This is a genomic window from Sulfurimonas sp. ST-25 (assembly GCF_048079205.1).
Taxonomy (GTDB): domain Bacteria; phylum Campylobacterota; class Campylobacteria; order Campylobacterales; family Sulfurimonadaceae; genus Thiomicrolovo; species Thiomicrolovo sulfuroxydans.
Map to the genome: position 1 here is coordinate 1,196,085 of NZ_CP182225.1, position 25,840 is coordinate 1,221,924.

Here is a 25,840-nt window from a genome sequence, read left to right on the forward strand (position 1 = left end):
ACCTCTTGGCGTGTTTAATCCATTACCTACTCAGGAGATTTACATGAAATCTATTTTCAAATCTACCTCAAAACTCTTAGTTGCCGCTACGATGGTCATGGGCCTTGGTGCCTCTTCTCTGATGGCGGAAGTCAAAGATAAGTTTCAGGTCTCCTGGACGATCTATGTCGGATGGATGCCCTGGGATTACGCCCAGCAAAAAGGGATCATCGACAAGTGGGCCAAAAAATACGGCATCGAGATCGAGATGGTCCAGGTCAACGACTACATCGAATCAATCAACCAATATACTGCAGGAAAATTTGACGGCTGTCTGATGACAAACATGGATGCCCTCACGATTCCGGCTGCCGGCGGCGTCGACTCTACAGCGGTCATCATGGGTGACTACTCCAACGGGAACGACGGTATCCTCCTTAAAAACAAGAAAAAGCTTTCCGACATCAAAGGCCAGACGGTCAACCTCGTCGAACTCTCTGTCTCACACTACCTGCTGGCACGTGCGCTTGAAACGGTCGGCCTGAGCGAGAAAGACGTCAAGGTCCTCAACACCTCCGACGCCGATATGGTCGCGGCATGGGGTACGAAAGACGTCACGGCGATGACAACATGGAACCCGCAGCTCAGCGAGATCATGGCCAACAACAAAGATGCGAACCTTGTCTTCGACTCCAGCAAGACGCCGGGCGAGATTATCGATATGCTCGTCATCAACACGGAAACCCTCAAAGACAACCCGAAACTCGCCAAAGCGCTGACCGGTGCATGGTTTGAGACGATGGCACTGATGAAAAAGGGCGACGAAGCGGCACTGACTTTTATGGCGCAGGCTTCCGGTACGGACCTCGCGGGCTACAAGAGCCAGCTTGACTCCACGATGATGTTCTACGAGCCCTCTGACCTGCTGACGTTTACAACCAGCGACGCCATTCCGGCGACGATGAAAAAAGTCAGCGAATTCTCCTTTGACCACGGCATCCTCGGCGAAGGTGCTCCTGACGCCGAGTTCATTGGTATGGCGTTCCCGGGCGGCAAAACGTTCGGTGATCCGAAAAACATCAAGCTCCGCTTCGACGACACCTATGTCAAAATGGCTGCCGAAGGGAAACTGTAAGGTCCTCTCATGAAACGTTTAATGAACCTCAGACCGTCGAAACAGTCCCTCTTTTTCCTGGGGCTGCTGCCGTTTGTGTTGATCGTGCTCCTCTACCTGGGGGCGTCGGAAGTCCGCCTGGCGGAAAATCCGAACGACAAACTGCTGCCCTCCATGAGCAGCTTTGCCGAAGCGATCGACCGCATGGCGTTTGAACCGAGCAAGCGTACCGGCGAATACCTCTTCGTCGAAGATACGGTCGCCTCGCTCGAGCGCCTCGGCCTCGGTGTGCTCATCAGCGCAGTGCTCGCACTGCTGATGGGGATCCCGCTGGGGTTCATTCCCTTCGTTCGTGCGGGCCTTTCGCCCTTCGTCGCGGCCTTTTCCATGGTGCCGCCAATGGCTATTTTGCCCATCTTATTCATCATTTTCGGTATGGGTGAGCTGGCTAAAGTAGCACTGATCGTCATCGGGGTGACCCCGCTGATCGTCCGCGACCTGCAGCAGCGGGTCATGGAGATCCCGGCGGAGCAGCTGATCAAGGCGCAGACCCTGGGCGGATCGTCCTGGACGATCGTCCTGCGCGTCGTGCTGCCGCAGATCTTTCCGCGCCTGCTTGATGCGGTGCGCCTCACCATGGGGACGGCGTGGATCTTCCTGATCTCCGCCGAGGCAATTTCGGCCACGGAAGGGCTGGGGTACCGGATCTTCTTGGTACGCCGCTACCTGTCGATGGATGTGATCCTGCCGTATGTTGCCTGGATCACCTTCCTCGCCTTTTTGTTTGATTACCTGCTCAAGCGGTTCACTTACAAGGTGTTCCCGTGGTATGACGCAGGGAAGGAGCAGTCATGAGCCTCGTCACCGTTAAAAACCTCTGGAAAGAGTACGGCGACAACGTCGTGCTGGAAAACCTGAGCCTGAACATCGAGGCGGGCGAATTCTGTACGCTCGTCGGACCGTCGGGTTGCGGGAAAACAACCTTTCTGAAGATGCTGCTGGGGCAGGAGAACCCGACCCGCGGCACCTTTTTGCTTGACGGGAAGCCTTTCCCGGAAGAGCCGGGCGTCGACCGTGGGATCGTCTTCCAGCGCTATTCGGTCTTCTCGCACCTGAGTGTGTTGAAAAACGTCATGCTCGGGATCGAGTTTGAAAAGGCTCCGCTCTCAGGTCGCCTTTTCGGCCAGGCCCGCAGGGCGGCGGAAGCCGAAGCGATGGCGATGCTCGAAGCCGTCGGCCTCGGCGACGCGGCGCACAAGTACCCCAGCGAGCTCTCCGGGGGGATGCAGCAGCGTCTCTCTATTGCGCAATCCTTGGTGAAAAAGCCGAAGATCCTGCTGCTGGACGAACCCTTCGGGGCCCTCGACCCTGGGATCCGCGCCGATATGCACGCGCTGATCCTTGACCTCTGGGAAAAGAACAACCTCACCGTCGTCATGGTCACCCATGACCTCCACGAGGGGTTCTACCTGGGAACGCGGCTGCTGGTCTTCGACAAGGTCCGTCACGACCCGCACGCACCCAACGCCTACGGGGCGCGCATCACCTACGACATCCCCGTCGGGGATACGCGCGAATCCGTACTTGAAGAGATCGATAAAACCATCAAGGTTTGATCCAGACCGGGAAGAGCAGATCTTCCAGTGCCGCAGGACGACTTGCGGCATCATGACGCGCGGGACGGCCCGAAAACTTTGAAGGAGAAACAGTGATTACTGAACACAAAAACCTGAAACCAGAATCCATCATCCTCGACGAGGTGCTCCCGGGCGGTGCACGCTGGTCGAAGATCATTAAGCGCGGCGACAAGATCCGCATCACGACCAAGGACGGGCTGGGCACCCTCAGCGCGATGTTCTACAACGCCGACAACACCTCGGAGCGTTTCAACTCCGCCGACACGGTCAAACTTCAGCATAACGCCTACTTCTGCAAAGGGCGGGTCTTCTATTCCGAGCAGGGCCGCGTACTGCTTTCCATTACGGAAGATACGACTGACGGTCTCTTCGACGCCATCGGCGGCATCAGCAACCCGCGCATCGTCGCGAAAAACTTCGGCGAGGGCGATTTCGAACATATCCGCAACCGTTATTACAAAAGCGACCGGGAGAACTTCCTCGTCGAACTGGGCAAATACGGCATGGGAAAACGTGACATGCTTCAGGCGGTCAACTTCTTCAGACGGGTCGACGTCAAAGAGGGCAATAAGCTGGCGCTTTCCGACAAGCGGCCGCAGCCGCAGAGCTACATCGAACTGCGCGCGGAGATGAATGTCCTGCTGGTGCTCTCCAACACGCCGCATGTGATGGAAAAGGGAACGTACAACCCGAGCGACGTCCAGCTGACGCTGTTCAAAGCGGCCCCGGTCACCGAAGATGATTACTGCATGAACTTCAGTATCCAGTCCCAACGTGCGTTCAAGAACAACGCACGTTACTTTGCCTGAGGAGCGCGTGATGAAAAGAGATATCGAAACAGCCGTATACAACCACAAACTGCCGGCCGGCGTGCCATGGAGCTATGTCGTGAAAAAAGGCCAGACGCTGCGTATCGTCGACCTTGAAGGGTGCCAGGCCGTCGACACGCTCTTTTACAATGCCAATGATCACGAAGAGCGCTACTCGGCCAACGATACGATCCGCGAACAGGGGAGTATCTTCGTCACGACGGGCACACAGCTGATCTCCACCGACGACAACGTCATGATGACGATCACCGACGATACCTGCGGCAACCACGACACCCTGGGCGGGCACTGCAGCGCGGAGAGCAACACCGTACGCTACGGCCACGATACAAAGTACATGCACAGCTGCCGCGACAACTATCTGTTCGAGATCGGCGAGCGTGAGATGGACCCGCGGGACCTCACGAACAACATCAACTTCTTCATGAACGTGCCGATCGAGGAGAACGGTTTCCTGATCATCGTCGACGGTATCTCCAAGCCGGGCGACTATGTCGACATGAAAGCCGAGATGGACACGCTGGTGCTGATCTCGAACTGTCCGCAGCTCAACAACCCGTGCAACGCGTTCAACCCGTCGCCGATCCAGCTGGTCATCTGGGACGACTAAGACGATGAAAAAGGCGACACGGCTTCTGCGCTTCGAAGATGCATGGCTGCCGAACCTGGCGGCATGGGCCTATATGCTGGGGGCCTACGTGGGCGGATTCGCCGCCATCCTGGCCGACGCCTTGTGGCTGAATGCGGCGGGGGTACTCCTGCTGGCACACGGTATGGTCATCGCCGCCTATTTCATCCACGAGTGCGCCCACGATTCGCTCTTCAGGCTGCCGATCAACAACCACCGTTTCGGAGAGCTTCTGCTCTGGATCTGCGGCGCGTCGTACAGCGATTACGAGGCGATACGGATGAAGCATGTCCGCCACCACTTGGACCGTGCCGATATCGTTTCGTTCGATTTCCGCACCCGCCTGCCGCACTATCCGAAACTGCTCAAGACGATCCAGGTACTGGAGTGGTTCTACATTCCCGCCCTCGAGATCATGATGCACGCCCTGGTCGTCATTCTGCCGTTCATGAAGGAGAGCCGCCGCTATCTGCGCCGCCGCGTCGTCACGGTACTGGTACTGCGCATCGCTTTCTTTGCCGCACTGGCGTCGATTGCGCCGAAGGTGCTGCTGCTTTACCCGCTGGCGTACATGATCTTCCTGACGGTCATGCGTTTCATGGATGTGCACCAGCACACCTACGATGTGCATGAAACCCTGGATTTTTCGCGCGAAGCGCAAGTGAAACAGTATGACCGCGCCTTCGAATCGCGCAATACCTATTCGAACCTGATCTCTGAGAAATACCCGTGGCTGAACCTGCTGGTCCTCAATTTCGCGTACCACAACGTTCACCATGATCAGCAGATCCAGCCGTGGTACCGGCTGCCGGGACTGCACGCCAAGCTCTACGGCGAAGACAGGACGCAGGTCCTGGTGTTCTCCGACCTGGCGCGCAGTTACCACCGCTACCGTGTCGGCCGGGTCCTCAACGGAGACCCGGCCGACCTTGACGTCAAGCGCGACGGGGGCCGCACCTTTATCGGTGTGGACGGCGTCTCGTTCCTGACGGCGCACTGAAGGAGTCCAACATGACACAGGTAAAGAAGTTCTGGCCCATCCTGACGGGAACCCACCGTTACGAGAAGACGCTCTCAACCCGCAACCACGGCTCAGGGGTGATCATCGACGCCCCGATCCTCGCCTACCTGATCGAGACGTCCAACGGCCGCATCCTTTACGATGTGGGATGCGACTACACGAAGATCGCCGACCCGGTTCTACGCAAGCAGTTCTACGAGCATGAAGGCTTCCCCTTCGGTCCGCCGCAGATGACCGAGGAGCAGCGCCTGCCCAACCGCCTGGCGGAGCTGGGACTGCAGAAAGAGGATATCGACGTCGTCTTCTGCGGGCACTTGCATTTCGATCACGCCGGCGGGGTCTGCGAATTCTGCGGTGCGGAAGTGCACGTGCATGAAAAAGAGCTTGAGGCGGCGCGTGAACCGGCGGACGAAGCCTACTTCAAAGAGGACTTCGACTGTCCGGTGAACTGGCGCGTTTACAAGGGCGAATACGACCTCGTCCCCGGCGTCCGCGCCATCGAGACGCCGGGCCATACGGCCGGCCACATGTCAATGATGATCGAGCTGCCCAAGGGCTCCCCGATCCTCCTTGCCGGCGACGCGGCGGACCTGCGGGAGAACCTGGAGCGGGAGATCGCGCCGGGGCTCTGCTACCGCGACGACGAAACGCAGGCGCTGGAGAGCATCCGCAAGCTCAAACGGCTCGCCCTTGAAACGGGCGCGGATCTGTGGCCCAACCACGACATGGCCTTTTTCGAGAGCAAGAACCGCTTTCCGAAATTTTTCGAATAACGCCGGGAAGAGCGTTTCTTCCAGTGCCTCGGGACGGCCTGCGGCATTCAGACGACCGGGACGGCCCGAAAAGTACTATTTTTAAGGACCTGAAAATGTTTAGCAAAGTTTTGATCGCCAACCGCGGAGAGATCGCCTGCCGCGTCATCCGTACGCTCAAGAAGATGGGCATAGGCTCCGTCGCCGTCTATACCGGCGCCGATACCGACTCCCTGCATGTCAGCCTCGCCGACGAAGCCTACTATATCGGCCACGGTGTGGCTTCCGAAAGCTATCTCGACGCGGCAAAGATCCTTGATATTGCAAAACAGAGCGGTGCCGAAGCGGTGCACCCGGGCTACGGCTTCCTGAGCGAAAATGCGGCCTTTGCCAGCGCCTGCGAGGCGGCCGGGATCGCCTTTATCGGTCCGCGTACGGAGCACATGGAGAAGTTCGGCCTCAAGCACACGGCCCGCGCCCTGGCCGAGGCGAACAACGTTCCCCTCCTGCCGGGCTCCTCACTGCTGTCCGACCTTGACGAAGCGAAAAGCGAAGCGGCGCGCATCGGCTACCCGGTAATGCTCAAAAGTACCGCCGGCGGCGGCGGGATCGGGATGCAGCTCTGTTTCGATGAAGCGCAGCTGCTTAGTGCCTACGACTCCGTCAAGCGCCTCAGTGAAAACAACTTCTCTGACGGCGGGATGTTCCTGGAAAAATACGTCGCACATGCACGCCACATCGAAGTACAGGTCTTCGGCGACGGCGAGGGCTTTGTGGCAACTTTAGGTGACCGTGACTGTTCCGTACAGCGCCGTAACCAGAAGGTGATCGAGGAGACCCCGGCTCCCGGGATTTCCGATGAGACGCGCGAAGCGCTCTACACAGCCGCCAGAGACCTGACGGCCTCCGTCGCCTACCGCTCCGCCGGGACGGTCGAGTTCGTCTACGATACGGACAGCGGCGCATTCTATTTCCTCGAAGTCAATACCCGCCTGCAGGTCGAACACGGCATTACCGAAGAGGTGACCGGCGTCGACCTCGTCGAGTGGATGATCCGCACGGCCGCCGGCGAGAACCCGGCGCTGTACGACTACGTCCATGCCCCGCAGGGACACGCCATCCAGGTGCGCGTCTATGCCGAAGACCCGATGAAGAACTTCCAGCCCAGCTCAGGGGTCCTGACGAACGTCGCCTTCGCAGAAGGGATCCGCTGCGACACCTTCATTGAGACGGGCCTCGAAGTCTCCTCCTTCTACGACCCGATGATCGCCAAGCTTATCGTCAAGGGCAGTGACCGCAGTGATGCGCTTGCCAAGATCGGCACGGCCATTGCAGAGACACGCATCGACGGGATCGAGACGAACCTCCGCTACCTCGGCGCCATCGTCGCTTCCGATGTTTTTGAACAGGGCAAACAGACGACGAAGTACCTTGACGGCTTCAGCTTTACGCCAAACAGTATCGACGTGCTGCGCCCGGGAACACAGACGACGATCCAGGACTACCCGGGCCGCAGCGGCTACTGGGATATCGGCGTTCCGCCTTCCGGCCCCTTCGACGGTTTCAGCTTCCGCTACGCCAACCGTCTTGTCGGCAACAGCGAAGCGGCGGCGGGCCTCGAGATTGCCATCGCCGGGCCGACGCTGCGCTTCAATACCGACAGCGTCGTCGCGCTCTGCGGCGCGCAGATCGACGCCTCTATCGACAACGAGCCGGTGGGCATGAACGAAGCGCTCACGGTCAAGGCCGGCAGCGTGCTCAAACTGAAAAAAGTCCATAACGAAGGCTTCCGTACCTACCTGGCCGTGCGCGGCGGGTTCGACGTACCCGAGTACCTCGGCAGCCGCTCGACCTTTACCCTTGGGCAGTTCGGCGGCCACGCGGGGCGCACCCTCGTTCCCGGCGATGTGCTGCACATCGACACGATGACGGAGAGCGACGCCGCAACCGCACCGGCTACGCCGCGCCACGGATATGAGAACCGCTGGGAGATCGGCGTGCTCTACGGACCGCATGGCGCCCCGGATTTCTTCACCGACGACGATATCGAAACCTTCTTTGCGACGGAGTGGGAGATCCACTACAACTCCAACCGCACCGGCGTGCGCCTGATCGGCCCCAAACCGCAGTGGGCACGTACGGACGGCGGCGAAGCGGGGCTGCACCCCTCCAATATCCACGACAATGCCTACGCCATCGGTGCCGTCGACTTCACCGGCGACATGCCGGTCATCCTCGGCCCCGACGGTCCGAGCCTCGGCGGTTTCGTCTGCCCGGTGACGATCGTAAGCGCCGAGCTGTGGAAGATGGGCCAGCTTCGGGCGGGCGACAAGGTGAAGTTCGTCCCGGTGGAACACGACACGGCGATGGAAATGCTGGGAGCGCAGGAGGAGGCGATCGCATCGCTCTCCACCTACGATGAGCGCGCTTTCCTTGCACCGAAACCGATCGGATCGCCGATCCTCTTCGCCGACGAGGCGAAGGGCGACCTTCCGGCCATGGTTATCCGCCAGTCCGGCGACGCGAACCTGCTCGTCGAATACGGGGAGATGCAGCTCGACATCGAACTGCGCTTCCGCGCCCATGTGCTGATGGAGGCGATGAAAGAGGAGTCCTTCGAGGGCGTCACGGACATCACTCCGGGCATCCGCTCGCTGCAAGTCCATTTCGACCCGAAAGTCTGTGACCGGGCTGCACTGATTGAACGCCTCAAGGAGATTGAACTGACCCTGCCGTCCATCGACGACATCGAGGTGCCGGCGCGCGTCGTACACCTGCCGCTCTCCTGGGACGACGAGTCGACCCGCGTCGCCATCGACAAGTACATGAAGACGGTCCGCCCCGATGCGCCATGGTGTCCTTCGAATATCGAATTCATCCGCCGCATCAACGGCCTGGACTCTATCGACGAGGTCAAGAAGATCGTCTTCGGCGCCAACTACCTTGTCATGGGCCTTGGCGACGTCTATCTGGGTGCACCCGTCGCGACGCCGCTCGACCCGCGCCACCGCCTTGTCACGACCAAGTACAACCCGGCGCGTACCTGGACCCCGGAGAACGCTGTCGGTATCGGCGGGGCATACATGTGTGTCTACGGGATGGAAGGTCCCGGCGGCTACCAGTTCGTCGGTAGGACGGTGCAGATGTGGAACCGCCACCGCCAGACGGCGGATTTCAAAGAGGGCAAGCCGTGGCTGCTGCGCTTCTTCGACCAGATCAAGTTCTACGAGGTGAGCGCCGAGGAGCTACACAAAATGCGCGAGGATTTCCCCCGCGGCCGCATGAAGCTCGAAGTCGAAGAGACGACCTTCAGCCTCAAGGCATATAAAGAATTCCTCTCCGAGAACAAGGAGAGCATCAAAGCCTTTAAAACGACGCAGCAGGCCGCCTTCGATGAAGAACGCGCCATGTGGGAACGCACGGGGCTGGCGAACTTCACCAGCGAGAGCGGCGAAGTGAAAGCGGAGACGATGGAGGTGATCGAGCTGGGCGAACACGACGAAGCGGTTGAATCCCCGGTTCAGGGAAGCCTCTGGAAGGTGATGGCGAAACTCGGCGACACGGTCGAGGAGGGCGAAGTGCTCGCCATCGCCGAATCGATGAAGATGGAAGTCGACATCGAAGCCCCCGAAGCGGGCAAGATCGTCAAGGTGCTCTGCCACGAGGGTGAGAGCGTGCACGCGGGCAAGATGCTCTTTGTTATCGAACCGCAGGAGTAGGATTGATTATGGAACTGCAGCGATATAAAACCATGTGGGGCTTTGAGGGGGATTTCGAGAGCGCCTGTGCCGAAGCCCTTGCGGCGGGGTTCGACGGGATCGAAGGGCCGGCGCCCGAATCTTCCTCCCAGCGTGCCTACTGGAAATCGTGTCTTGAAAAGTACGGCCTTCACTACATCGCCGAGGCGGTGACCGGGGGCGATTACGTCCCGCGGCGCGATCTCGGTGTCGAAGGGCACCTGGACGACCTCAATGCGATCCTTGCACGCAGTGCGGAACTCTCCCCGCGTTTTGTCACCTGCATCGGCGGACTGGACGCCTGGAGCGAGGCGGAGAGCCTGCGCTTTTTCAAAGAGGGGATGAAACTGGCGGAGCGCTACGGCCTGCAGATTAGTTTCGAGACCCACCGCAGCCGAAGCCTCTTTAACCCCTGGGTGACGCGCCGGATCGTCGATGCACTGCCGGAGATCTCGTTGACGGCCGACATCAGCCACTGGTGCGTCGTCTGCGAACGGCAGATGGACAGTGAACGAGAGACGATCGATGCGATCGCGCCGAACGTGAAACATATCCATGCCCGCGTCGGTTACGACCAGGGGCCGCAGGTCCCGCACCCGGCGGCACCGGAGTACGCTTATGCCCTGGAGGCGCACCAGGCGGCCTGGGAACGTTTCTGGGAGGCGCAGTACCACCGCGGATTCGCGATTTCGACGATGACGCCGGAGTTCGGCCCCGACGGTTATCTGCACACGCTCCCCTTTACCCAGGCCCCGGTGGCCGATCTGTGGGAACTTAACCAGTGGATGGGCGAAACGGAACGGCTCCATTTTCAGCGCCATATGGCAAAGGCGGCGGCATGAGATCGCACCTTCCCGTCGTCGTACTGCTCGGCGCGTCGGTCCTTTGGGGGCTTACCTGGCTGCCGCTTAAACAGATCAACGGCATGGGTATTGACGGTATCGCGCTGACGATGGGTGCCTACGGCATCCTCGCCCTCCTGCTGACCCCGGTGCTCATGGCGCAGTTTTCACAATGGCGCGAACACAAGCGGGCCATGGGCATGATCCTGCTTTTCGGCGGGGGTGCGAATCTTGCGTTTACCTATGCCCTGATCAACGGCGAGGTGATCCGTGTGATGGTACTTTTCTACCTGCTGCCCGTCTGGGGCGTGCTCGGCGGGAAGTTCTTCCTGCGCGAAGGCGTCGACCTCTGGCGCTGGCTGGGTGCCGCCCTCGCGGTCACGGGCGCCTTTGTCATTCTCGGCGGGTTCGACGCCCTCGGCGGCGCACCGTCATGGATCGACCTGATCGCACTGCTTTCGGGCCTGCTCTTTGCGATGAACAACCTCGTCTTCCGTGCCGCGGCAGAGGTCCCCGTCGCTTCGAAGATCACGGTGATGTTCTACGGCTGCCTTGTCCTCGCGGGAGCGCTGCTCGGCCTGGGCGTGGAGCAGCTTCCCTATGATGCAGGCTCCGAAGCATGGCTTGCCCTCGCGGCCTACGCCGTACTGTGGCTGCTGCTGGCCAATATCGGGTCACAGTGGGGCGTTTCGCATATGGAAGCGGGACGCTCCTCCATCATTATTATCATGGAGCTGATCACCGCCGTCATCTCCGCAACGCTGATCGCGGGAGAGCGGATGGACGCCATGGAAATGATCGGCGGCGTGCTGATACTCGCGGCGGCGCTGATCGAAGCGCTGCGTACCAAAGAAGACGATCTCCCCGAGACGACGATATAAAAAGGATATAGATTATGACGATATCACAACTTTTGAACGATTATAAAAACGGGACAACAACCCCGCGCGACGTCATGGCGCAGATCCGTGCACGGATCGAGGCGAATGCGGAAAACCCTATCTTTATCCATGCGCTGAACGAGGCGGAGATTGAGCCCTATCTTGAACGTCTCGAAGGGATGGACCCCGATGCCCTGCCGCTCTACGGCATCCCTTTCGCGATCAAGGACAATATCGACCTCGCCGGCATCCCGACGACGGCCGCTTGTCCGGCATTCAGTTACGTCCCGGAAGCCTCGGCCTTCGTCGTCGCTCAGCTGATCGAAGCGGGGGCGATTCCCGTCGGCAAGACGAACCTCGACCAGTTCGCGACGGGGCTCGTCGGGACGCGTTCGCCCTACGGCGCCTGCCGCAACAGCATCGACCCCGCTTACATCTCCGGCGGTTCCAGTTCGGGGAGCGCCATCAGCGTCGCTCTGGAGATGGCGGCCTTCTCCCTGGGGACCGACACGGCGGGATCGGGTCGCGTCCCGGCGGCCTTTAACAACCTTGTGGGCGTCAAGCCCTCCAAGGGGGTGCTGAGCACCTCCGGTGTCGTACCGGCGTGCCGAAGCCTTGACTGCGTTTCCATCTTTGCCGTCAACACCGAGGACGCCAAAGCGGTCTTTGACATCGCATGCGCCTTTGACGCCGCGGACCCCTATAGCCGCAAGATGCCGCAGTCAGCGGGTGCAGCGGAAAAAACGATGCGCTTTGCCGTGCCGCTCCCTTCCCAGCTGAAGTTCTTTGGAGACAGCGAGGCGGAGGCGCTCTTCAACGCGGCGGTAGCCCGCTTCGAATCCATGGGGTATACGGCGGTCGAAACGGATTTCTCGCCGATGCTCGACGCGGCGAACCTGCTCTATTCGGGCCCCTGGGTCGCCGAGCGTTATATCGCGACGAAACAGATTATGGACGAAACGCCTGAGCAGGTACTGGACGTGACGCGTTCTATCATTGAGCAGGGACGTGACAAGAGCGCGGAGGAGTACTTCAATGCCGAATACCGTCTCAAAGCCTACAAGCGCCACTCCGAAGAGATACTCGAGGGGACGGATTTCGCCCTGACCCCGACGACGGGGACCATCTACACCATCGAGGCGATCAACGCCGACCCGGTGCAGCTGAATACGAACCTCGGCTACTACACCAATTTTATGAACCTGCTTGACTTCGCCGCCTACGCGGTACCGGCCGGGTTCCGCCCCAACGGGCTCCCCTTCGGCGTCACGCTCTTCGGCGACGCCTTTGACGACCGCCGTCTGATGGACGTCGGCGAAGCTTTTGTTGCGGAGGCGCCCCGTGGCTGAGACGATCGAGATCGCCGTCTGCGGCGCGCACATGCGCGGTCTGCCGCTCAACCACCAGTTGACGGAGCTGGACGCAACCTTTGTGGCGGCGACAAGCACGGCAAAAGGGTACCGCCTCTTTGATGTGCCGGAGAAAGTACCGCCGCGTCCGGGGATGGTCCGCGACAGTGATGCGCAGAGCAGCGTCACCCTTGAGGTGTGGTCGATGCCGCTGGAGCATTTCGGCGCGTTTATGGTCCAGATCGCGTCGCCGCTCTGTATCGGCACCGTGCAGCTCGAAGACGGCAGCGCCGTTTACGGCTTCTTGTGCGAGGCCGATGCGCTCAAGGGTGCCGAAGAGATCACTGCCTTCGGCGGCTGGCGGGAGTACCTCGCCTCAAAGCCGCGCTGAGCGTCTTTTCAGCAGAAAATAAAACCAACTTTTTGGAGGTGGAAAATATGCGATGAATAGAATTTGTCCTATATATGATTAAAAAATAAACAATACGGCGGTTTAAAAATGTTAGACCGTTGGTAAAGTACTAAAGACATAAAGCAAGTCTATCTACCGATAAGGAAACATAATGAAAATGACAAAAATGAGTTTGATGGCGGCACTGCTCCTGGGAAGCAGCGCTTTTGCATTTGAAAATACAGAAGTCGGCGGTGACGCCCGTTTCTTCTACTCTACATTTGACGGTCACGGTGCCGACCTTTTCGGCAAAGCGAGCAGCACGGCCGATTTCGGTGCACGCCTGAGCATTACAACGGATATCGATGAGATCCTCTCCGCCGGTGTGACAGGTTACGCTGTCAGTACGCTTGGCCTTGACAAAGAGATTGCCAATAACGTATGGTCTGGTGCGCATCTTGACACTGCGACAGGTGACTTCTATACGACGACCGGTTGGATCGGCGAGGCATGGCTCTCCGCAAAACTGGGTAACACCGTTGTCAAAGGTGGCCGTATGGAACTCGACACGCCGCTGCTCTTTACGGAAACGTGGGGCATTACAGCAAACAACTTTGAAGCGGCGACGGTTACCAATACGGATATCCCGGGTACAACGCTTGTCGGTGCATGGGTTGCAACCGGAAATGGCTACTCCCAGTTCCTGCTGACAGACACGAAGGGTAACTTCTCTACCATCGGCGACCAGGGTGCGATCGCTGTCGGTGCCATCAACAACTCTTTCGAACCGCTGACGGCACAGGCGTGGTACTATGAACTGCCGGATACGGCGACGGCCTACTGGCTCGAAGCAGACCTCGCCATCGCAGGTGTAGTCGCTGGGCTCCAGTACACGGACATCAACCCTAACGAACTCATCTCTGCAGCGGACGACTCCACGGCGTTTGCGGCAAAACTGGGTTACGAAGGGATTGAGAACCTTGGTATCTACGCTTCCTACTCCACAACGGATAAGGACGGTGATCAGTACATCGGTAATATCGCAACCACACCGGGCGAAGGCTGGGGTATGCAGTCCAAGCTCTACACTGAAGCATGGTGGAACTTCGGTTATGTCGGCCTGCCGGGTACGGATGCCTACAACGTCACGGCGACCTACAGCATTCCCGAAATGGCTGACCTCGGACTCTTCTACACCAACATCGACACAGATGGTGGCTTTGGTCCGGCTTATTTCAAAAACACGGTGAGCGAAGTAACCTTTACGGCTGCCAAATCATTCGGCAAGCTTGATGCGCTGTTCGCATACATCTATGCGGATGACGACGCCATTAACAACGGCGACGCTTACAACACGCTGCAACTCTACCTCGTCTACAACTTCTAATCGAAGCCGTAGATGCGCGCCGGCGCGCGGCACACTACCTTTTGTCCGGGAGCCTTCATTCTCCTCTCCCGGGCGCCTTTTCACACCCCTTTTTCAAGACCATAGAAACATCGCCGAAGAGACGCCGAGGATCTCCGCCTCGAAAACGCTGTCGCAGGCACGCCCCGTCGCACCGTAGCAGACATGCAGCGGCAGCAGGTGTTCCGCTCTGGGGTGGCAGTACCTGGCGTAGGGGGCATGCTCCCAGTTGATCAGCCGTTCGCTGCGTTCGCTTTCGATCAATGCTTTGTCCGAACAGGTCTTGATGAGCCAGTGCTTGAAGGCGTCGTTTTTATCCGTACGCTCTCGGGAGGGTGTAAAGAAGGCTTTCATATTGTGAAAAGAGAAGCCCGAGCCGACCACGAGGATGTTGTCGTGCGACAGCGATGCCAGCGCCTCGCCCATGCGCAGATGCGCGACCGGGTCCAGGCCCTTGACGAGCGAGAGCTGTATGCAGGGGATGTCCGCATCGGGATACATGATCTTGAGGGGGACGAACAGCCCGTGGTCGAAGCCGCGGTCGTCGTCCAGGATCGATTCGATCCCGTGTTGTTGGAGGCTCCAGTGCAGCTCATCCGCCAGGGCCGGCATCCCGAGGGCGGGGTAGGTGATGTCATAGGCTGCGTCGGGGAAGCCGTAGTAGTCGTAGATGAGTTCCGGTGTGCTGCCGTGGGTGATCGTCGGGGTGATCGTTTCCCAATGGGCGCTGACGACAATGATGGCCGAGGGTTTAGTGATCATCGAGGCGATCCGCTGCAGGGTGATGACCATTTCGTCGTGGCCCCTGTCTCCCAGCAGCGGCATCGGGCCGCCGCCGTGGGAGAGGTAGAGGACACGCATATGCTTGGAGTCTTTCAGGGCCATTTTGCGCTCCTTTTCATCCCGTTCGGTGATGCTGTTGGTGATTTCATTATAACGCGGAGGAGGGTGCGCCAGTTTAATCGGGCGGACTAGCGCGGAGCGTTCAGTCGCCGTTTAACACCTCAGGCGCATAATGAAGCATTATCGTGCAAAAAGGAGAGTGACGCATACACCGTATCGGAATGCGCGGCAGAAACAGGCAGCCGCAAGGAGGCCGCATGAAACGCATTGTGAATCAGTTCCGGCAGCACCGGCATGCGATCGAAATGTTTTTGCGCAACAGGGTAGAGGATGACCGGTTCAATTTTGAGGACGAAGCCGGGATACGCACTGCCTTCAGCCATCTGCCTTTTCTGCAGATGATCTACCTGATCGGACCCGACCTCAAACAGACGAGCCCGAACTACTATCGGCGGGGCAGGGATGTGACACGCGTCGGCACGGATAAAAGCCACTACTTTACCAATATCAATCTGGAAAATTTCAGTACCTACATGACCAGCCCCTATATCCACCACATTACCGGTGATTCCAGCGTGACGCTCGTGACATCGGACGGGGAGGGGGGCTTCGTCGTATTCGACTTCAATCTGCTCAAGCTGCTCGAAGCATTGCGCCTGATCGAGCACAACTCCCGGTTCGAACGTTTCAAGCTGATCGTATATGCCCTGGGCGGTTCCACCCTTGTCGCCGTCTCGCTTTTTCTGATCCTCTACGGCGCGTACACGTTCGCCTACGTCTACTTCCACACCGCCGACGCCATGCTGCACGAGGTCTTCAAGGCGATCATCGCCATCACCCTGGGGATGGCGATTTTCGACCTGGCCAAAACGATCCTGGAGAACGAGGTGATGTACAAAAACGCCGGCCGGCAACGGGAGGGGCAGTATGCGCTGCTGGGCAAGTTCCTCGTATCCATCATCATCGCCCTCTCCATCGAGTCGCTGATGGTCGTCTTCAAGATTACGCTGGGAGACTATACGGGGATGGGGTACGGATTTCTGCTGCTGCTGGGTGTGACGCTGATGATCGTCGGGCTCGGGTGGTTTGACTACCTGACGACGCGCAGAGTATTGGACGAGGAGAAGTAGAAGCTTACCCCTCGCGTTTGCGGTAGAACTCGGCTTTGAAATCGCTCCAGCGCCCTTCGAGGATCGCTTCGCGCGCTTCGCGCATCAGATTCAGGTAGTAGTGAAGGTTGTGGATGGAGGCAAGGCGGAAGTAGGTGAGCTCCTTCGCACGGTAGAGGTGGTTGAGATAGGCGCGGCTGTAGCGGCGGCAGGTGTAGCAGTCGCACGCGTCGTCGACGGGCGCTTCGTCGTATTTGTACCGGGCGGCCTTGATGTTGATCTTGCCGAAGCTGGTAAAGAGCGTCGCATTGCGGGCGTTGCGCGTCGGCATGACGCAGTCGAACATGTCGACGCCGCGGTCGATGTTCTCGATCAGGTCCTCCGGCGTCCCGACGCCCATCAGGTAACGGGGCTTGTCCGTGGGCATGTACTGGAGAGTATGCGCGACGGTGTCGTACATGTCCGCGTTGCTCTCGCCCACGGAGAGGCCGCCGATGGCGAAACCGTCATAATCGAGGGCGCAAAGTTCCGTCGCGGATTTGGCGCGGAATTCCTTGTCGATGCCGCCCTGGATGATGGCGAAGATGTTCTGGTCGACACCGATACCCTCTTGCTGTTTCCGACGGTGGTAGTTGATGGACTGCTCGGCCCACTGGGTCGTGCGGTCGATGGAGAGGGCGATGCGTTCGCGTGTGGCGGGCAGAGCGACGAGGTCGTCCAGGATCATCATGATGTCGCTGCCGAGGTTGTACTGGATGTCGAGCACCTTTTCGGGGGTAAAGTAGTGCTTGGAACCGTCGATGTGGCTGCGGAACTCGATGCCGTTCGCGTCGGCCTTTGAGATGTCGCTGAGGCTGAAGGCCTGGAAACCGCCGCTGTCGGTGAGGAAGCTGTTGGGGTAGGTCGTGAATTTATGCAGACCACCGAGTTTCGCGACGCTGTCGTCGCCCGGGCGCAGGTACATATGATAGGTATTGGCGAGGATGATCTTGGCGCCTAAAAGTTCGGCCATATCCTGCATGTCGAGGGATTTGACGCTGCCGACGGTTCCCACGGGCATGAAGACCGGGGTCTGGATGGTGGAGTGGGCCGTCTCAATGGTGGCGGCCCGGGCGTTTCCGCTGGTCGCTTCGAGGGTAAATGTCATGGGCTTCTCTATGGCAATTTAAGTGCGGAATTGTAACGCAAACCCCCTAAACACGCAGTTATGCTACAATGTCTCCCGATAATAGACAGGCCGCGCCACGCTCATCCCGGCGCCGGGCCTCCACTGCAGACGAAAGAAGGTATTCGCACCGCTGCGGGCACACTTGCCCGTGTCGCGACATTGGACCATGAAAAAAATTCTCATCATCACGGATTGCACGATCGGCGAGCATCTCGTCGAGCGTGCCATCGAAGCCTACTCCAAAGACAATCTTTACTACGTCATCCAGATGAAGGAGCGCAGTTACGAGAATGCCGGTCCGGACCGCTTCAAATTCTTTACCTTCGACCCGACGAGCCGTTACAAGCTCAGCAACGTCCTGAAGATGGATTTCGTGCAGATAATGCTGGTGATGAGCAGCCGCGCGGACGCCGTGAATACCCTCGAGAACATCCGGGCTGACAAGCCCTCCGTCCGTGTCATCATGCTGGACCAGTGGGATCTGAAAATCGACGACCCGAACACGCTCACCATCGACGTCAACGACCAGCTCTCCGCCCGCCTCATCGACTACCTCCCCAACGTCCCCGTGATCGCCCAGAACGTCGGGCTCGGCGAAGGGGAGGTGATGGAGGTGCTGGTCCCCTTCGGCAGCGCCTATGTCTACCGCCATGTCGGGGCGATCGAGCAGTCGCAGTGGCGCATTGCCGGCATCTACCGGGATCAGCGGCTGATCCTGCCGACGGAACGCACCCTGATCCACCCCAACGACCTGCTGCTCCTTGTCGGCGAACCGGACGTCCTCATCTCCATCTACCGCTCTTTCAAGCGGGAACTGGGGCATTTCCCCGCTCCCTACGGCAGCTCCATCTACCTCTTTTTCGACATGGATGTGGACCGCGCGGAGGATATCGTCCCGATGCTGCGCAAAACCCTTTACGTGCAGGAGCGTCTCCGCCGCAAGCTCTATATCCGTATCACAAACCCCGGCGACCTGGACGTGTTGCGCGAAATCAAAGCCATGCGTTCTTCGGAAGTCGAGGTGATAATCGACTATGACCGCAGAGGCGAGGCCTACCTGCTCAGCAACGACAAACGCCATGTCCACGCGGGATTTATTATCGTTTCGCGGAAGCTTTTCGGGATCGACGCCGTGCGCAAAGTGCTCTATGACCTCAAGGTCCCGGTGCTGAAAATGGCCTCAGGACAGATGCACAACGTCAAGCGCGCGGTCATGCTACTCTCCGAGTCCGAGGACGTCGAGAAGATCACCACCACGATGTTTGATATGGCGTCGCAGATGGAGTGGATGATCGAGCTGCTGGAGTACCAGCAGGATGACAACACCTTCAAAGAGCAGGTGGAGCAGTACTACCAGAACCTCTCCGCGATCTTCTCACAGTCCGTCACCATCCGCAAAAGTACGGACAACCCGCTGCGCATGCTCAAAAAAGAGGAGCGTTTCGTGCAGTGCATCCCCTTTTCCGAGACCGTCATGCAGCGGCCTGTCCTGACGCTTTTCTCCACGGATCTGCAGGGACTCTCCTTCCACCTGGACCATTTTCACCAGCTTTTCATCCCGGTCCTCTAGGAAGCGCGCCTCTGCAAGATGGCTATAAGTCCCATTTAAGTATTATAAGTCACTAATTTTTTTCCGGATAGAGAATGACCGTAGACATCGATCTCAAAAAGACTGTTGACACCTCGTACAAGATCTATATTGACGCGCTCCCGGCGCTGACCTTTGATAAAAAAGTTGCCGTCGTTACGAACCCGACGGTCTCCGGGCTGCACCTGGACTACCTGCTCGAGCGCCTTGACGCGCCGGCGGTGGAAGTGATTACCCTTCCCGACGGTGAGCAGTACAAGAACTGGGAGAGCATCGAGACGGTGCTCGGCGCGCTTTTCGAGGCGCGTTTTAACCGCAGTTCGCTCCTCATCGCCTTCGGCGGCGGCGTCATCGGCGACATGACAGGGTTTGCCGCGAGCATCTTCCAGCGCGGGATCGACTTTATCCAGATCCCGACGACGCTGCTCTCGCAGGTCGATGCCAGCGTCGGCGGCAAGACCGGGATCAACAACCGCTACGGCAAAAATCTCGTCGGCGCCTTCCACCAGCCCATCACCGTTTATGCCGACCCCCACTTCCTCGCAACGCTTCCCCCGCGCGAATTCGCCGCTGGAGTCGCGGAGATCGTCAAGATGGCCGTCACTTTCGATGCCGATTTCTTCGCATGGCTTGAGACGGCAGACCTCTCAAAACCCGATGTGCTTGCCGAAGCGGTGGCGCGTTCGGTCAAAACCAAAGCGGCCGTGGTCGCCCAGGACGAGAAGGAGCGTGGGCTGCGCGCGGCGCTGAACTACGGGCACACCTTCGGCCATGTCATCGAGAACGAGACGAACTACACGACCTACCTGCACGGGGAGACGGTCGCCATCGGGATGGTGATGGCCAACCGCCTTGCCGTCGCGCTGGGGCTGATGGACGCGGCGGAGGCTGAGCGGGTCGAGCAACTGCTACAGCGCTACGGCCTGCCGGTCCGCTACGCCATCGCCGACGTCGATGCCTTCTACGAAGCCTTCTTCCTCGATAAAAAGAGCGGCGACAACTCGATCACCTTTATTCTGCCGCATCATCTCGGCGGCGTCGAGATGCGCAGCGATATCCCCCGCGAGGCGGTCATGGACGTGCTGCGCGGTTTCGCGGAGGCTGCACAATGATCGGACGTCTCGCCGGAAGCCTGCTCTGTACGGCGGCGCTGCTCTTTACCGGGCCGCTGGCCGTTACAGCCGCAGGCGCCGAAACGCCCGCATCGGCGGGAATCACGTTGCAAAAGCCGCTCTCCTGGAGCAGCGTCGTTGACACCTATGCGCATCGTCATATCCTCCAGGAGCGCCTGGCGCAGATCGAAGTGGCGCTGCAGAATGCCAAAGCGTCGGGCAAGGCCGATACGGTCCGACGTCTGGAGCGCGACCGTCAGCGGCTGGAGGCGGAACTGGGGCGGATCAACACCGCCGCCGTCGCTGCCGTCGAGTATTATGTTCACCCGACGGGCGAAGAGCTCTCCATCCGCACCGATATGTACCGCGGTTACGAAGCGAAGGCTGCCGAACTCGAACCGCTGAAAAGCGAGCTGCAGCAGAAACAGCAGAGCCTCAACAAACTACTGGGGACGGCACGGGACTCCACCGAGGTACAGCAGTCACTCAAGGCGGCGACCTTCGCCCTGGAAACGATTAGCCGGATCCAGCAGCGGATCGTCCACCTTTCCGACGCGCGCCTGACCCGGGTCAACGAGCTGCGTAAGCAGGAGGCCGATCTCAAAGACGAGCTGGATAAAAGCAATATCTGGCAGAAGAGCTATACGGCCTACCTGACCTACTTGGACGTCAAAAAGGACCTTGCGGCGCTGCAGGAGCAGATCAACGCGATCGACCGCTCCGACGACTCTGAAGCCAGCATGGAGCAGCGCGACTCCCTGCTGGCGAAGCAGAAGATCATGAGCGACCAGCTCTCCTTGCTGCAGTCGCACTCTGCTTCTCCCTTTGCGGACCTGCTCAAACCCGAGGAGATTGACAAGGCGCCGGAGATCAGCAACCCCATCGACATCTTCGCCGGGGTCTCCTACAACAAGAAGGTGCGCGAACAGCTCAGCGAGTATATCAAGCGCGGGGACGAGCTGAAGCGCTACCTGCGGCTGCTGCTGGACGAACGCCAGCTCCTGGCCAGCCTGGCGGACGTTGACAGCGAGGATGAGTACGCCAAGAAGATCGCCGAGCTCGACTCCATGACCGACAAGTACCAGACGGCCTACACGACGCTGCAGGATACGGCGGACGTCTACGCCAAGCGGGTCGAGGAGATCGAACTCAAGAACAACAAGGCGATCGAGGAGCAGCTCTTCAAACTGGCCAATATCGGCGGCATCATCCTGTTCCTGCTCATCATCTTCTTCATCATGAAGCAGATCGCGAAGAAGTACATCAGCGATAACGAACGCTTTTATATGGCGAACAAGGTCATCACCTTCGCCAACGTCTCGCTGATTCTGCTGGTCCTGCTCTTCAACTACATTGAGAATGTCAGCTACGTCGTCACCGTCCTCGGGTTTGCCTCCGCCGGTATCGCCATTGCGATGAAGGACTGGTTTATGAGCATGCTCGGCTGGCTCGTCATCGTCTTTGGCGGCTCCATCCACGTCGGTGACAGGGTCCGTGTCGACAAGGACGGCAAACAGTACGTCGGGGACGTCCTCGACATCTCGCTGCTGCGGATTACGATTCTCGAAGACATCACGTTGACGACCTACATGCATAACCGCCGGGCGGGACGGGTCATCTTTATTCCGAACAACTACATCTTCACGGAGATGATCGCCAACTACACCCACGTCTCCCTCAAAACGGTCTGGGACGGCATCGACATCACGATCACCTTCGATTCAAACCACAAGAAGGCGCAGCTCATCGCCAAAGAGATCACGCGCAAGTTCGCCAAGGGGTACACGGACATTACCCGCAACCAGCTCAACAAGCTGCGCAGCCGCTACAACCTGAAAAACACGAACGTCGAGCCGCGCATCTACGCCTTTGCCGAGGAAAACGGGGTGCGCATCAGCGCCTGGTACCTGACCAACGCCTACGCGACTCTGACGCTGCGCAGTACGATCTCCATGGAGATCCTCGATGCCTACGGCCAGGAAGACGACATCACCATCGCCTATCCGACCCAGCGTCTGCGTCTGCAGAACGAGCCGCTGCCGCAGCCGCGATCCCTGCCCGAGGAGGGCGAGCCTGTATGAAGCCCAAAGTCTACTTCAAGACCTTCGGTTGCCGCACCAACGTCTTCGATACGCAGGTGATGATGGGACGGTTGCAGGATTTTGAAGTCACCGAGGACGAATCGGTCGCGGACATCGTCGTCGTCAACTCCTGCACCGTCACCAACGGGGCCGATACGGGGGTCAGAGGCTACATCAACGCCCAGGAGCGCGCGGGCCGGACCGTCATGCTGACGGGCTGCGGGGCGCACACCAAAGGCGAAACCCTCTTCGAAAAAGGGAAGGTCCAGGGGGTTTTCGGACAGTCGGAAAAGGCGAAAATCAACGAACTGCTGCAGCGCAAGACCCGTTTTTACGAACTGGGCGACCTGGAGTTCATCGACGACAACGTCGTCGAGCAGTTCGTCGGCAAGAGCCGTGCCTTCATCAAGATCCAGGAGGGGTGCAGCTTCCGCTGCAGCTACTGCATCATCCCCTTTGTGCGCGGCGATGCGCGCAGCGTCGACGAGCAGGTGATCCTGGAGCAGGTGAGCCGCCTGGCCGCCAACGGGTTCGGGGAGTTCATCCTCACCGGGACGAACATCGGCAGCTACGGGCAGGGGGAGAACCGCTCCATCGCCACGCTGCTGCAAAAGATGAGCCTGATCCGTGGCGTGCGCCGCATCCGTCTTGGTTCTTTGGAACCGGTGCAGATCACCGATGCGTTTAAGGAGATCCTGGACGAGCCGTGGCTGGAACGCCACCTTCACATCGCCCTGCAGCATACCTCCAAGGAGATGCTCAAGCTGATGAACCGCCGCAACAAGTTCGATGAGGACCTGAAGCTCTTTTCCGAGCTGGCCGTGAAGGGCTTCGCGCTGGGCACGGACTTTATCGTCGGGCATCCCGGCGAGACGGAGGCGCGCTGGGAAGAGGCGTGGAAACACCTGCAGCAGCTGCCGCTGACGCACGTGCACGCCTTTACCTATTCCAAGCGCGACGGCACGCCCTCTGCGACGATGAAGCCCGAGATCAGCGGGGCCGTCGCCAAGGAGCGGTTGGCGCAGTTGACCGCTCTGGTGGATGCGAACAACTTCGCGTTCCGCCGCGAACATTGCACCGATCTGGACGTGCTCGTCGAGTCCGTCACGGACGACGGGCGCTACCAGGGGTACGACCAGTATTACAACAAGATCCTTATCGACAGCGAAGCGGACCTGGAAGGCAACTGGATCCGGATCGAATCCGCCACCGCAGCAGAGGAGTACAACCATGCAGTCGTCTGACAAAGCCAAGTGGATCATCGCCGCCTCGGCGGTCCTGCTCATCGCGCTGACGCTTTTTGCGTTCCTGCGCGATAGCACTAAGCCGATCAGCCGCGACCAGCTCAATACGCTCATCGCCGGGGGAGAGCTGAAACAGGTCGTTGAACGGGAGAGCTCCTACCTGCTGAGCAGCAGCGAAGGGCGCTTCAGCATCGTCAAATCCCAGGTCCCTGCCGGTACCTTTGACGCCTATGTCGTCAAAACGGAGGAGGGCGGAGCCATTGTCATCGCCATTTTGAGCCTGATCATTGTCCTGGGAGCGGCGTCGCTGCTGCTGCGCTACTGGATGAAGCACCGCCGCTTCCCGGGCGCACCGGTCAAATCCGCGCAGGGAGCCGGTGCGCCGGAACAGACCTACCATGTTCAGCCGGTCGTCTCCGACGTCACCTTCAGCGATATCGGCGGCATCAGCGACGTCAAGGAGGAGCTCGAGGAGATCATTGATTTTCTCAAGAATCCCCAGCGCTACCGGCACTTCGGCGCGCGTCTGCCCAAGGGGGTCCTGCTGGTCGGCCCTCCGGGCGTCGGCAAGACGATGATCGCCAAGGCCGTCGCCGCTGAGGCGAATGCGCCCTTCTATTATCAGAGCGCCTCCTCCTTCGTCCACATCTACGTCGGGATGGGGGCCAAGCGCGTCAGCGAGCTCTTCCGCGCTGCGGCGTCCAACGCCCCGGCCATTATCTTTATTGACGAGATCGACGCCGTCGGCAAGGTGCGCGACGGGGGCAGCAACGAGGAGCGCGAAGCGACCCTGAACCAGCTCCTCACCGAGATGGACGGTTTTACGGATTCCAGCGGCATCATTGTCATCGCCGCGACGAACAAGATCGAAGTCCTCGACCCGGCCCTGCTGCGCGCGGGCCGCTTCGACCGCCGTATCTTCGTTGACCTGCCGACCCCGCATGAGCGCGAGGCGATCATCGCGAAGTACCTGGAGAAGATCCCCCACAGCGTGGACGCGAAAGCGATCGCGGAGATCACCGTCGGCTTCAACGGGGCGGCGCTGGCGGCGCTGGTGAACGAAGCGGCGCTGCACTCTCTGCGCAACCGACAGATCCATGTCCGTATGGAGGACGTTTTGGCCGTCAAGGACAAGGTCGCCTACGGCAAGAAGCGGCTGCCGATTCTCAATGACGAGCAGAAAGAGTGCCGTGCGACCTATCTCGCGGGCAAAGCCGTTGCTGCTACCTGGTTCGACCTGGCCTTCGAGAAGGTGATGCTGGGGAGCGAAAGCATTCGTCCGGCCCTCTCCGACCCGCTGATGCGCCACGAGATAGAGTCGCACATCCGCATGCTGCTCGCCGGTAAGGTCATGTGCGATATCCGCTACCGCGAACATGCCTCCAGTGCCAAAGAGGACATTGACGCGGCACTGACCCTTGCCAAAGCGATGCTCTTCGAGTACGGTATGGGCGATTCGCTGCTGCCATCGCAGGAGGCGCTGCCGCATCTGCTCGAGCGTATCGAGCAGGAGACCCGCACCCTGCTTGAGGGCAAAACGGCCCTGGTCGACGGGATCGTCGACGTGTTGTTAGAGCGCGAAAGCATCTCCAAAGAGGAGATCAAAGCCCGGATCGATGCGGTTTTATAGCGGTTTCTGTCTCAAAGACGAATCGGACTTCTTTGCGCCGTGGCTGCAGCACAACGATTTCACAGTCGCAGGTTTCAGCTACGGGGCGATCAAGGCGCTCTACGACGTGCTGCAGAGCGACTGGCGTATCGATACGCTGCAGCTCTTTTCGCCGGCGTATTTCTGCAACAAGCCCGACAGTTTCAGGCGGCTGCAGATGAAGGGGTACAAGCGCGACACTGTAGCGTACCGGGCGCGTTTTATCGAGAGCTGTTTCGCGCCTTATCCTGTCCGCAACGTTACCGTCTATGATGAAGGCGAAGAGGCGCTTGAAGAGCTTTTGGGATACCCGTGGCCCGAAAAGCTGCTGCGTGAGGTTGTGGAACGCGGGGTGCGCATCGAGGTCTACCTCGGCGGCAAAGACGCCGTCATCGACGCCGAAGCGGCCCGGGCGTTCTTCAAACCCTACGCCACTATATATTATTTTAAAGACGCAAACCACTTTTTGCAAGGAGCATAA

At 59.3% G+C, this 25,840-nt stretch carries 22 protein-coding genes; 20 read left to right on the forward strand and 2 right to left on the reverse strand.

Going from position 1 to position 25,840, the window contains the following annotated elements; translation table 11 throughout:
• The first annotated feature begins 43 nt into the window (after positions 1 to 43).
• The 13 genes from ACM66T_RS06115 (at position 44) to ACM66T_RS06175 (ending at position 14,548) form a co-directional block, all read left to right on the forward strand.
• On the forward strand, positions 44 to 1,114 hold the full coding sequence (locus ACM66T_RS06115) for a putative urea ABC transporter substrate-binding protein (protein ID WP_231021148.1): 1,071 nt from the start codon (positions 44 to 46) through the stop codon (positions 1,112 to 1,114).
• A 9-nt stretch (positions 1,115 to 1,123) separates the two neighbouring features.
• The gene (locus ACM66T_RS06120; RefSeq protein WP_231021149.1) at positions 1,124 to 1,948 is read left to right on the forward strand and encodes an ABC transporter permease; all 825 of its coding nucleotides are present in this window, start codon (positions 1,124 to 1,126) and stop codon (positions 1,946 to 1,948) included.
• Positions 1,945 to 2,709 carry an ABC transporter ATP-binding protein gene (locus tag ACM66T_RS06125; protein WP_231021150.1) on the forward strand — a complete coding sequence of 255 codons (765 nt, stop codon included), beginning with the start codon at positions 1,945 to 1,947 and terminating at the stop codon, positions 2,707 to 2,709. The genes ACM66T_RS06120 and ACM66T_RS06125 overlap by 4 nt, the downstream gene beginning before the upstream one ends.
• A gap of 92 nt (positions 2,710 to 2,801) precedes the next feature.
• Positions 2,802 to 3,539 (forward strand): urea amidolyase associated protein UAAP1, encoded by a 738-nt coding sequence (locus tag ACM66T_RS06130; RefSeq protein WP_231021151.1) that lies wholly within the window; start codon positions 2,802 to 2,804, stop codon positions 3,537 to 3,539.
• 10 nt (positions 3,540 to 3,549) lie between these two features.
• A complete protein-coding gene (locus ACM66T_RS06135; protein ID WP_231021152.1) occupies positions 3,550 to 4,170 on the forward strand; it encodes an urea amidolyase associated protein UAAP2 in 621 nt (206 codons plus the stop codon).
• A 4-nt stretch (positions 4,171 to 4,174) separates the two neighbouring features.
• On the forward strand, positions 4,175 to 5,188 hold the full coding sequence (locus tag ACM66T_RS06140; RefSeq protein ID WP_231021153.1) for a fatty acid desaturase family protein: 1,014 nt from the start codon (positions 4,175 to 4,177) through the stop codon (positions 5,186 to 5,188).
• A gap of 11 nt (positions 5,189 to 5,199) precedes the next feature.
• Positions 5,200 to 5,982 carry an N-acyl homoserine lactonase family protein gene (locus ACM66T_RS06145; RefSeq protein ID WP_231021154.1) on the forward strand — a complete coding sequence of 261 codons (783 nt, stop codon included), beginning with the start codon at positions 5,200 to 5,202 and terminating at the stop codon, positions 5,980 to 5,982.
• Positions 5,983 to 6,077: 95 nt separating this feature from the next.
• Entirely contained in the window at positions 6,078 to 9,680 is a 3,603-nt protein-coding gene (gene uca, locus ACM66T_RS06150) for an urea carboxylase (protein WP_231021155.1), read from the forward strand.
• 8 nt (positions 9,681 to 9,688) lie between these two features.
• A complete protein-coding gene (locus ACM66T_RS06155; protein WP_231021156.1) occupies positions 9,689 to 10,540 on the forward strand; it encodes a sugar phosphate isomerase/epimerase family protein in 852 nt (283 codons plus the stop codon).
• Entirely contained in the window at positions 10,537 to 11,421 is an 885-nt protein-coding gene (locus ACM66T_RS06160; protein ID WP_416768899.1) for a DMT family transporter, read from the forward strand. Before ACM66T_RS06155 ends, ACM66T_RS06160 begins: the two co-directional genes overlap by 4 nt.
• Positions 11,422 to 11,435: 14 nt before the next feature.
• Positions 11,436 to 12,770 carry an allophanate hydrolase gene (gene atzF, locus ACM66T_RS06165; protein ID WP_231021158.1) on the forward strand — a complete coding sequence of 445 codons (1,335 nt, stop codon included), beginning with the start codon at positions 11,436 to 11,438 and terminating at the stop codon, positions 12,768 to 12,770.
• Entirely contained in the window at positions 12,763 to 13,161 is a 399-nt protein-coding gene (locus ACM66T_RS06170; RefSeq protein WP_231021159.1) for a hypothetical protein, read from the forward strand. Before atzF ends, ACM66T_RS06170 begins: the two co-directional genes overlap by 8 nt.
• Positions 13,162 to 13,333: 172 nt before the next feature.
• Complete coding sequence (locus ACM66T_RS06175; protein ID WP_231021160.1) at positions 13,334 to 14,548, forward strand: hypothetical protein; 1,215 nt, start codon at positions 13,334 to 13,336, stop codon at positions 14,546 to 14,548.
• Between the two features lie 93 nt (positions 14,549 to 14,641).
• Here the strand turns inward: ACM66T_RS06175 and ACM66T_RS06180 are convergent, their stop codons facing one another.
• A complete protein-coding gene (locus ACM66T_RS06180; protein WP_231021161.1) occupies positions 14,642 to 15,451 on the reverse strand; it encodes a DODA-type extradiol aromatic ring-opening family dioxygenase in 810 nt (269 codons plus the stop codon).
• Positions 15,452 to 15,666: 215 nt separating this feature from the next.
• On the opposite strand from ACM66T_RS06180, the gene ACM66T_RS06185 reads away from it, so the two are divergent.
• Complete coding sequence (locus tag ACM66T_RS06185) at positions 15,667 to 16,539, forward strand: hypothetical protein (RefSeq protein WP_231021162.1); 873 nt, start codon at positions 15,667 to 15,669, stop codon at positions 16,537 to 16,539.
• Between the two features lie 4 nt (positions 16,540 to 16,543).
• Here the strand turns inward: ACM66T_RS06185 and tgt are convergent, their stop codons facing one another.
• Positions 16,544 to 17,665 (reverse strand): tRNA guanosine(34) transglycosylase Tgt, encoded by a 1,122-nt coding sequence (tgt, locus tag ACM66T_RS06190; RefSeq protein WP_231021163.1) that lies wholly within the window; start codon positions 17,663 to 17,665, stop codon positions 16,544 to 16,546.
• A gap of 187 nt (positions 17,666 to 17,852) precedes the next feature.
• On the opposite strand from tgt, the gene ACM66T_RS06195 reads away from it, so the two are divergent.
• The 6 genes from ACM66T_RS06195 (at position 17,853) to bioV (ending at position 25,840) form a co-directional block, all read left to right on the forward strand.
• A complete protein-coding gene (locus tag ACM66T_RS06195; RefSeq protein WP_231021164.1) occupies positions 17,853 to 19,256 on the forward strand; it encodes a COG3400 family protein in 1,404 nt (467 codons plus the stop codon).
• 74 nt (positions 19,257 to 19,330) lie between these two features.
• Positions 19,331 to 20,386, forward strand: a complete 1,056-nt coding sequence (gene aroB / locus ACM66T_RS06200) for a 3-dehydroquinate synthase (protein WP_231021165.1) — start codon at positions 19,331 to 19,333, stop codon at positions 20,384 to 20,386.
• Positions 20,383 to 22,467, forward strand: coding sequence for a mechanosensitive ion channel domain-containing protein (locus ACM66T_RS06205; protein ID WP_416768900.1), 2,085 nt, complete (start codon positions 20,383 to 20,385; stop codon positions 22,465 to 22,467). Before aroB ends, ACM66T_RS06205 begins: the two co-directional genes overlap by 4 nt.
• Positions 22,464 to 23,711 (forward strand): tRNA (N(6)-L-threonylcarbamoyladenosine(37)-C(2))-methylthiotransferase MtaB, encoded by a 1,248-nt coding sequence (gene mtaB / locus ACM66T_RS06210; protein WP_231021167.1) that lies wholly within the window; start codon positions 22,464 to 22,466, stop codon positions 23,709 to 23,711. Before ACM66T_RS06205 ends, mtaB begins: the two co-directional genes overlap by 4 nt.
• Positions 23,698 to 25,341 carry an AAA family ATPase gene (locus ACM66T_RS06215; RefSeq protein WP_231021168.1) on the forward strand — a complete coding sequence of 548 codons (1,644 nt, stop codon included), beginning with the start codon at positions 23,698 to 23,700 and terminating at the stop codon, positions 25,339 to 25,341. Before mtaB ends, ACM66T_RS06215 begins: the two co-directional genes overlap by 14 nt.
• Positions 25,328 to 25,840 carry a pimelyl-ACP methyl ester esterase BioV gene (gene bioV / locus ACM66T_RS06220; protein ID WP_416768901.1) on the forward strand — a complete coding sequence of 171 codons (513 nt, stop codon included), beginning with the start codon at positions 25,328 to 25,330 and terminating at the stop codon, positions 25,838 to 25,840. Before ACM66T_RS06215 ends, bioV begins: the two co-directional genes overlap by 14 nt.